Source organism: Microbacterium sp. (genome assembly GCF_031178525.1).
Classification (GTDB): Bacteria; Actinomycetota; Actinomycetes; order Actinomycetales; family Microbacteriaceae; genus Microbacterium.
The window spans coordinates 1-7,998 of sequence record NZ_JAPSJA010000119.1 but is presented as its reverse complement, the minus strand read 5'-3'; the positions used below and the strand labels follow the sequence as shown (position 1 = coordinate 7,998).

Annotated in this window: 6 protein-coding genes; 1 reads left to right on the top strand and 5 read right to left on the bottom strand. The window is 71.1% G+C overall.

What is annotated here, in order from left to right:
• The 3 genes from RIF89_RS08845 to RIF89_RS08835 all read right to left on the bottom strand — a co-directional run.
• On the bottom strand, positions 1-3,542 hold a 3,542-nt coding region (locus RIF89_RS08845), incomplete at its 3' end, for an endo-1,4-beta-xylanase (protein ID WP_309068756.1).
• 150 nt (positions 3,543-3,692) lie between these two features.
• Positions 3,693-4,889 carry a 2-C-methyl-D-erythritol 4-phosphate cytidylyltransferase gene (gene ispD / locus RIF89_RS08840; RefSeq protein WP_309068755.1) on the bottom strand — a complete coding sequence of 399 codons (1,197 nt, stop codon included), beginning with the start codon at positions 4,887-4,889 and terminating at the stop codon, positions 3,693-3,695.
• A 111-nt stretch (positions 4,890-5,000) separates the two neighbouring features.
• Positions 5,001-5,483: a CarD family transcriptional regulator gene (locus RIF89_RS08835; RefSeq protein WP_309068754.1), complete on the bottom strand. Its 483-nt coding sequence runs from the start codon at positions 5,481-5,483 to the stop codon at positions 5,001-5,003.
• Between the two features lie 215 nt (positions 5,484-5,698).
• Between RIF89_RS08835 and RIF89_RS08830 the strand changes: the two genes are divergently transcribed.
• Positions 5,699-6,238, top strand: a complete 540-nt coding sequence (locus RIF89_RS08830) for a DNA modification methylase (protein ID WP_309068753.1) — start codon at positions 5,699-5,701, stop codon at positions 6,236-6,238.
• Between the two features lie 70 nt (positions 6,239-6,308).
• Here RIF89_RS08830 and RIF89_RS08825 read toward each other — a convergent pair whose 3' ends face one another.
• On the bottom strand, positions 6,309-6,992 hold the full coding sequence (locus tag RIF89_RS08825; RefSeq protein ID WP_309068752.1) for a response regulator transcription factor: 684 nt from the start codon (positions 6,990-6,992) through the stop codon (positions 6,309-6,311).
• A partial coding sequence (locus RIF89_RS08820; RefSeq protein WP_309068751.1) for an ATP-binding protein occupies positions 6,989-7,998 on the bottom strand: 1,010 nt, incomplete at its 5' end. The genes RIF89_RS08820 and RIF89_RS08825, both read right to left, overlap by 4 nt.

The window sequence follows — 7,998 nt, the reverse complement described above, 5'->3', positions numbered from 1 at the left end:
GTCCTGCTGCCCGTCACGGTCACCGAGATCCGGCGGCCCTTGTCGGCACCGCGGACCACGTACGTCGATCTGGTCGCCCCGGGGATCCTCTTGCCGTCGCTCAGCCACTGGTACGTCACCGTCACGGGAGCCGGGGCCCAGGTTCCGGCGTGCGCCGTCAGCTTGCCGCCGACCTTGACGGTGCCGGAGATCGTCGGCGTCGGCGCCTTCGTCAGCGAGCCCTTGGCCACGGAGAGGGCGAAGGTCGCGGACGACGGGCGGTGCCCGGCGTCCCCGCTGTAGGCAGCGGTCACGCGGTACTCACCAGGCAGCGGAGCGGCCGCCTGACAGGTCGCGACGCCGGCCTGGATCTCGGCCGTGCACAGGACCTTCTCGTCGATGCGGAACGAGACGGTACCCGTGCCATCGGCCGGTGCGACCTTCGCGCTGAGCGTCGCCTTCGCGCCGTAGGCCGCGGTGGCCTTCGCGACCGTGACCGCGGTGTCGACCGGCACCGGCTCCACAGGCGCGACCAGCTGGCCGACACCCCAGTGCCCGGTGCTCTGATACCCGCGTCCCGTCGGGTCGGCCCAGTTCCGGATGCCGGTGCGGGCGCCGTCTGCCGCGTCGTTGACCTGGAAGTCCAGGCCGTGGAACGTTCCCTCACCGCCGTACTCGAGCAGGGAGATGGCGGCCTCCACGACGTAGCCGCCCTCCACGGTGGAGGTCTGGGACGTCACGCGCGCTTGCTGGTATGCCTCGTCGCCGGTGCCGAAGGAGACGGCGTTCGCGGCGCTGATCCGGATCTGCGAGTCGTCGTACCGGTACGCGCCGTTCTTGGCGTTGCCCGGGTCGACGTAGATTTCGACGGAATCCTGGACCCAGGGGTCTGCACCCGTGACATCGATCTGCGGGTCTGCCACCTCGGCGAGGACGTACAGCAGTTCGTCCTTCCACAGCGTGCGGACCGTCGCCGTCGCGCCGCCCGAGCCCTCGACCTGGACGTCCGTGGTGACCGGGTTCGCCGCCTCCCACAGGTCGTCGTCGACAGCGCCGTCGATGGCAGGCGCGGTCGGGGTGCCGACGACCTCCAGGTACGCGAGCGGCTCGACGAGCGTCAGGGTGCCGAGCACGCCAGGCGAGTTCCACGCCCCGCCGCCCGCGACGCGCACGTCGAAGTCGAGCGTGTCGCCCTCGGCGGCGTCCCCCAGGGGCAGCTGCGCTGCGAGGCGCACGCCCTCGTCCGTGACATCGGCATCGACCGGCACGTCGCCGGTGCCGTCGCCGCGCACCGTGTACGTCGTCTGGCCCACCTGGAGCTCGACCTCCGTCGCCGCGTCGCCGCCGGGCACCTCGACCAGCACCGCGAGGGTGCCATCGCGCCAGCGCGCCTGGAACGCGCCGCCGCCGTCGAGCGCGTGCAGCGGCAGGCGCCGCCAGTCGGGCGCGGCGGGGTCCGTCGGCGCCGCGCCGCCGAACACGTCCGCCGCGCGCAGACGGGACGGCAGCTCGCCGCCCGCCGCGCCGTAGTAGGCGGGCTTGGCCTTCAGGTCGTCGTCGAACAGCAGAGGGGCGCCGCTGGAGTTCCGCCAGCTGCGGCCGTCCGTGAGGCCCCAGACCGTGGCCGAGAACAGATCGTGCTCGCGGAACACCTCGAACGCGTCGCGGTAGTAGTAACCCTGCTCCACGAGAAGCGCCTGTGTCACGGGCGTGCCGGTCGTGACGTCGAGCTCCGTGACCGCCTGCTGCAGCCCCATGCCCTCGAAGCGGTCGAGCGCTCCGGCCAGCGCGGACACCGGCATGGCCAGGCTCACGTGAAACTGGTGCCCCACACCGTCGAGCGGCACGTCTCGGGCGAGCAGCCGCTGCACCAGCGCGGCGTAGCGGCCCTGCTTGCCGTCCTGCTCGGTGTTGTAGTCGTTGATGAACAGGGTCACCGGGCGATCCGACCCCGAAGCCGCGAACTCCTGGTTGAACGCCTCGTCGGCGTACCGGAACGCGAGGTCGATGTACTCCTCGCCGAGGATGCGGTACCACTCGCTGCGACGCAGACCGTCGGCGAACTCTCCGCTGTCCGACACGACCTCGTTCACCACGTCGAACGCTGTGAGCGGATTGGTGTCGGAGCCGAAGGCGCCGTACTCGGCCGCGAGCGTCTCGGCCACGGCGAAGATGTGCGTGCGCATGCGCTCGCGCAGCACCTGCTTGGCCGAGTCGTCCGTGCCGAGCGGCCGGCCGGAGTCGTCCTGGAAGAACCATGCCGGCGTCTGGCTGTGCCACACCAGCACGTGGCCGTACAGGCCGAGGTCGTTGTCCCGGGCGAAGTTCATCAGGGCCGCGGCTTCGGGGTGGATCCGGAAGCTCTCCTCCTCGTCGTACCACGCCTCGGGCTTCATGTGATTCTCGGGCGTGATCTGGTTGAAGTGGCGCAACAGCAGCTCGGAGGCGGATCCGGACGTCTCGCGCGAGTCGATCGCGACGCCGACCGGGAAATCGGTGGTGCCATGGAGCGGCGGGAGGTCCTCGACCACGGCGGGCTCCGAGACCTTCAGCACGACATCGTCGATCAGGAAGTCGCTCGTGTTGGTGCCGTTGTAGTCCGTCTCGAAGTAGATCAGCGCTGATTCGGCGTCGGTCGCGTTGAACTTCGCCGACACCTCGGTCCAGCCCGTGCTCGTGATCCCCTCGAACTGCGCGAGCGTCTTGTAGCTCGTCGCCCCCGCCGCGGTCTCGGCCAGGGTCAGCCACACCGCGTCGACGGGCTGGCCCTCGGCGAAGCGCACGGCGGCCGAGATCTCGTAGGAGACACCCGACTGCAGCGCGCCGCTCATGTCGTGGCCGATGCCGGACCCCTGGCTCGTGCGCCCGGTGACGACGGCCGCCTGGGCGCCGCCGTGGGCGACGTCCGTCAACGCCACAGTCGGTGCGCCGGAGCCGGAGTCGCGTGGCGCCCAGCCGTCAAGGCCCGTCTCGAAGTCGCTGTCCAGGATCACGGTGCCCGGCTCGGGGCCGCCAGAGGGCTGCGTGAGGTCCTCGGTCGTGATCGTGAGATCGTCGAGCAGGTACGTGTAGGCGGCGACCCCCGCGATGTCACCCGTGCCGATGTAGAGCTGGTGCTCCTTGGCGGGATCCGTCGGCTCGTACGTCGCGGTGAGGGTCGTCCACTCGGTCGTGGTGACCGTGCCGTTGCCGCCCCACTGATAGTCGGGCTTGAGCACGAATCGCGCCTGCGTCTCCGGCGTGCCCTCCGCGAGCTTCACCTTGACCGAGACCGTGTAGCGATTGCCGGCCGTGAAGGCGCCGGCGGGCGACTGGATGCCGGTGAAGTCGTTCGCGCGGTCGTTCACCTGGAGCGCGAGGCCGTCACCGTGGGCGACGTAGGAGAGGGTGTCGGATCCGCCGCCGGACGGACTCCAGCTGCCGAGGCCGCTGTCGTCGAAATCGATCGTCTCGACCGTGGGCGTGGCCGCCGCGGCGGGCACCGCGACGGCGCCTCCCGCGACGACGAGTGCGATCGTGCCGGTGAGGGCGCTGAGGGCTGTCAAGAGCCGGAACCTGCGCATGGCGCTCCTTTGCGCTGCGGGAATGTTGCGGGCGCCACCATATTCGCCCCGAAGGAGCGGCTTCGCAATCGTTTTACACGACCGTTACCAAGCCGACGCCGACCCGGCGCCGGGCGCTCCGGTGCTCGCCGAGCAGTCGACCGCCGCGTATCACGCGGGGCGGATCAACGCGACGGCGAAGGCCTGCACGCCGTCGCCCGCGCCCGTGAATCCGAGGCCGTCCGTGGTCGTCGCCGCGAGCGAGACGGGAGCGCCGCCGAGCGCCGCCGACAGCACAGCCTCCGCCTCCGCGCGGCGCGGCGCGAATCTCGGGCGGTTCGACTGGAACTGCACCGCGACGTTCGCGATGACCCAGCCCGCCTCGCCGAGCAGCTCCCGCGTGCGCGCAAGGAACGCGTCGGCGTGCGCGCCGGCGAACTCCGGACGCGACGTGCCGAAGTGCGTGCCGATGTCGCCCAGCCCGGCGGCCGACAGCAGCGCGTCGACGATCGCGTGCGCGACGGCGTCGCCGTCCGAGTGTCCCGAGAGCGCGGGCTCGCTCGGCCATTCGAGACCGGCGAGCCACAGGCTCCCGTCGCCGCCGAACCCGTGCACGTCGGTGCCGATGCCCACGCGCGGCATGCGCTCCCCGGATGACGCGGCCGGCACGGCGGGGACCGGCGTCGTGAGCCCGCGCGCGCGATCCAGGTCGGCCGGGGTCGTGATCTTGAACGCGAGCGGATCGCCGTCGACGATCGCGACACGGTGCCCCGCGGCCGCGACGAGCGCGGCGTCGTCCGTGTACTCCTCGGACGCGACGGCGTAGGACGTCTCCAGCACGTCGCGGCGGAAGCCCTGCGGCGTCTGCGCGGCGGCGAGCTGCGAGCGGTCGACGGCCTCGACGACCCGCTCGCCCTCCACTCGCTTGATCGTGTCGACCACGGCGAGGCCCGGCACGACGCCCCATCCGGTGCGGTCGACGGCGTCGATCACGCGCGCGAACACATCGGGAGGCGTGAGCGCTCGCGCGGCGTCGTGCACGAGCACCACCTCGACCGCCGGCCACAGCGCCGCGATGCCTGCAGCGACCGAGGCCTGGCGCGTCGCTCCCCCGGTCACGACCGAGACGAGCTCGGCGCGCGCGCCCGCCGCCTCACGCGCGTCGGTGAGGGCCTCGCCCTCGCGCCCCGCCGGCGCGACGATCACGACCTGGGCCTCCTGCGCGGCGAAGACGCCGCGCAGCGCGTGGCGCAGGATCGTGTGCCCGCCGATGCCGACGAACGCCTTGGGCGCGTCCTGACCCAGACGAGTGCCGGATCCGGCCCCGACCACGATGATGCCGACGCGCGGCGAGGGAGTGAGAGTCACTCCTCCAACGTACCCACGCACCGTGCACGCGAGAACGCCCCGCCATGCGGCGGGGCGTTCTCGGACATCTCGTCTCGCTTCGCGCTCAAACCGCTCGCGAAGCGCGACGCATCAGGAAGCCAGGACCTCGTCGAGGACCGACGCGGCCTTCTCCTCGTCGGTCTTCTCTGCGAGCGCGAGCTCGGAGATGAGGATCTGACGGGCCTTGGCGAGCATGCGCTTCTCGCCGGCCGACAGCCCGCGGTCCTGATCGCGGCGCCACAGGTCGCGCACGACCTCGCTGACCTTGATCACGTCACCCGAGGCGAGCTTCTCCAAGTTCGCCTTGTAGCGGCGCGACCAGTTGGTCGGCTCTTCCGTGAAGGGGGCGCGCAGCACCTCGAAGACCTTGTCCAGACCCTCTTGGCCGATCACGTCACGAACGCCGACGAGGTCGACGTTGTCAGCGGGCACCTCGATGACGAGGTCACCCTGGGTGACGTTCAGCTTGAGGTAGACCTTTTCCTCGCCCTTGATGACGCGGGTCTTGACTTCGGTGATCGTGGCCGCACCGTGGTGGGGGTAGACGACCGTCTCGCCAACCTCGAAAAGCATAGAATTGTGTCCTTTCGGCGACTTCCAGGATACCACAGCGCGGTATGCACTAAGGTTCGCGGGCCCCGATCGGCGGGAGCGACACGCCCGTTCCGCGCACTTCACGGACGGGCCTGCGCGGCCCATCGGGAGGGCATCGGGGACGCGCGGACGCGACCCCCTAGAATGGCTCGCAGGGCCCGCAGCTCGGCGGGACCGCACGACCTGGAGGTTCCGTGAACTCCCGCATTCTCGCGTCGCTCTCGCTCGGCGCCGTCGTCCTCCTCAGCGCCACCGGCTGCGCCTCGCTGACCCACCAGGCGACCACGATCCCCTACTCGCCGTCGGACGGCGTGAACGTTCCGGCGCCCGAAAGCGGAGGCGCCCCCGTCCAGATCCGCAACGCGGTCATCATCGCCGACGCGCAGGGAGAGGACGGCAACCTTGCCGCGGCGCTCGTGAACGCCACGGACCAGTCGGCCACGCTCAACCTCGAGTGGGGCGAGGAGACCGCCACGGTGCGCGTGCCGGCGGGCGAGACCATCAGCCTGGGCAGCCAGGACGACGAGCCGCTCCTGCTCGAGGGCATCGACACCGAGGCCGGCGCGACGCTGTCGGTCTACTTCCAGTCGGGCGACACCGAGGGCGTCATCGCGGAGGTGCCGGTGCTGGACGGCTGCCTCGAGCACTTCGCCGACCTCGTTCCCGGCGGCGCGCAGAGCGACTGCTCGCACCTCGAGCACACCGAGGCCCCGGCGGAGGAGGGCGGCCACTGAGCCGCATCCCGCAGACACACGAAGAAGGCCGCGAGGATCCGGGATCCTCGCGGCCTTCTTCGTACCCTGGCTAGCCCTCGAAGCGATACCCGAGGCCGCGCACCGTGACCAGCATGACCGGCTCGCTGGGCACCCGCTCGATGCGCGAGCGGATGCGCTTGATGTGCACGTCGAGCGTCTTCGTGTCGCCGAAGTAGTCGCTGCCCCACACGCGGTCGATCAGCTGCCCGCGGGTCAGCACGCGTCCCGCGTTGCGCATCAGCACCTCGAGCAGCTCGAACTCCTTGAGCGGCATGTTGATCTGCTGGCCGTCGACGGCGACCGTGTGGCGGTCGACATCGAGCGTCACGCGCCCTCCCTCGAGCACGCGCTCGTCGAGCTCCGCCTCCGCATCGGCCGTGCGGCGCAGCACGGCACGCATGCGGGCGAGCAGCTCGCGCGCCGAGTAGGGCTTGGTGACGTAGTCGTCCGCTCCCAGCTCGAGCCCCACGACGATGTCCACCTCGGAATCCTTCGCCGTGAGCATGATGATCGGCACGCTGGACGTGGCGCGCACCTGGCGGCAGACCTCGGTCCCCGGCATGCCGGGCAGCATGAGGTCGAGCAGGATCAGGTCGGCGCCCTGCTCGCGGTACGCCGCCAGGGCCGCGGGGCCGTCCTCGGCGATCTCGACCTCGTACCCCTCCCGGCGCAGCAGGTAGGCAAGGGGTTCGGCCAGGTCGGGCTCGTCCTCGACCAGGAGCACACGCGTCATTCGCGGCCTTTCTTCGCGTCCGACCCGACGACCGCCGTCTCGGGCTTCCGCATCTTCTTCTTCTTGGCAGGGGAATCGATCACGGGCGCCTCGCTGAGCGGCAGGCGTACGGTGAAGGTCGAACCGCGGTCGGGCTGTGACCAGAGCTTGATCTCGCCGCCGTGCCGCGCGACGGCATGCTTGACGATGGAGAGCCCCAGGCCCGATCCGCCCGTCCGGCGCGAGCGCGCCTGATCGGCGCGGTAGAAGCGCTCGAACACGCGCTGCTGGTCGGACTCGGCGATGCCGATGCCCTGATCCGTCACGGCGATCTCGACGGCGCCCGCGGTCGCGCGCACGCCCACGCCCACGCGCGATCCGCGAGGCGAGTAGGCGATCGCGTTCGCGATCAGGTTGCCGATCGCCTCCTTGAGGATCTGCGTGTCGCCGCGCACGTACAGCCCGCGGTCGCCGCCGCGTGCGAGGTCCACGCCGGCCGAGTCCGCCTGCACCGCGTGGGCCTCGATCGCCGAGGCGATGACCTCGTCGATCGCGACGTCGCCGACCGACGTGAGCTCCTCGGCCGCCTGCAGCCGCGAGAGGTTCATGATGCGCCCGGTGAGCCGGCCCAGCCGATCCGCCTCGGCCGACAGTCGCGCGGTGAACGCCCGCACCTGTGCCGGATCGTCGGCGGCGAGCTCGATCGCCTCCGCCAGGAGCGTCACGGCGCCCACGGGGGTCTTCAGCTCGTGGCTCGTGTTGGCGATGAAGTCGTGCCGCATCTGCTCGAGGCGCTCCTGCTCGGACAGGTCGCGCACGATCAGCAGCGTGTAGCGCTCGTTGACGCGGATGGCCCGGCCCGCGACAAGGCGCGAGTCGGACGACATGCCCCCGCGCACCAGGCGCAGGTTCGCCGTCTCCGTCGCGCCCGATCGCGCGGCGCGGACGAGATCGCGCAGGCCGGTGTGCTCCAGAGGCGTGTCCTTCTCGATGCCGAGCCAGGGCGCGGTGGGCGAGATGGCCACGA

Bases quoted from the DNA above. Each gene is read 5' to 3' on its own strand.
- RIF89_RS08835 (WP_309068754.1), bottom strand. From the start codon at position 5,483: ATGCTTTTCGAGGTTGGCGAGACGGTCGTCTACCCCCACCACGGTGCG.
- RIF89_RS08825 (WP_309068752.1), bottom strand. From the start codon at position 6,992: ATGACGCGTGTGCTCCTGGTCGAGGACGAGCCCGACCTGGCCGAACCC.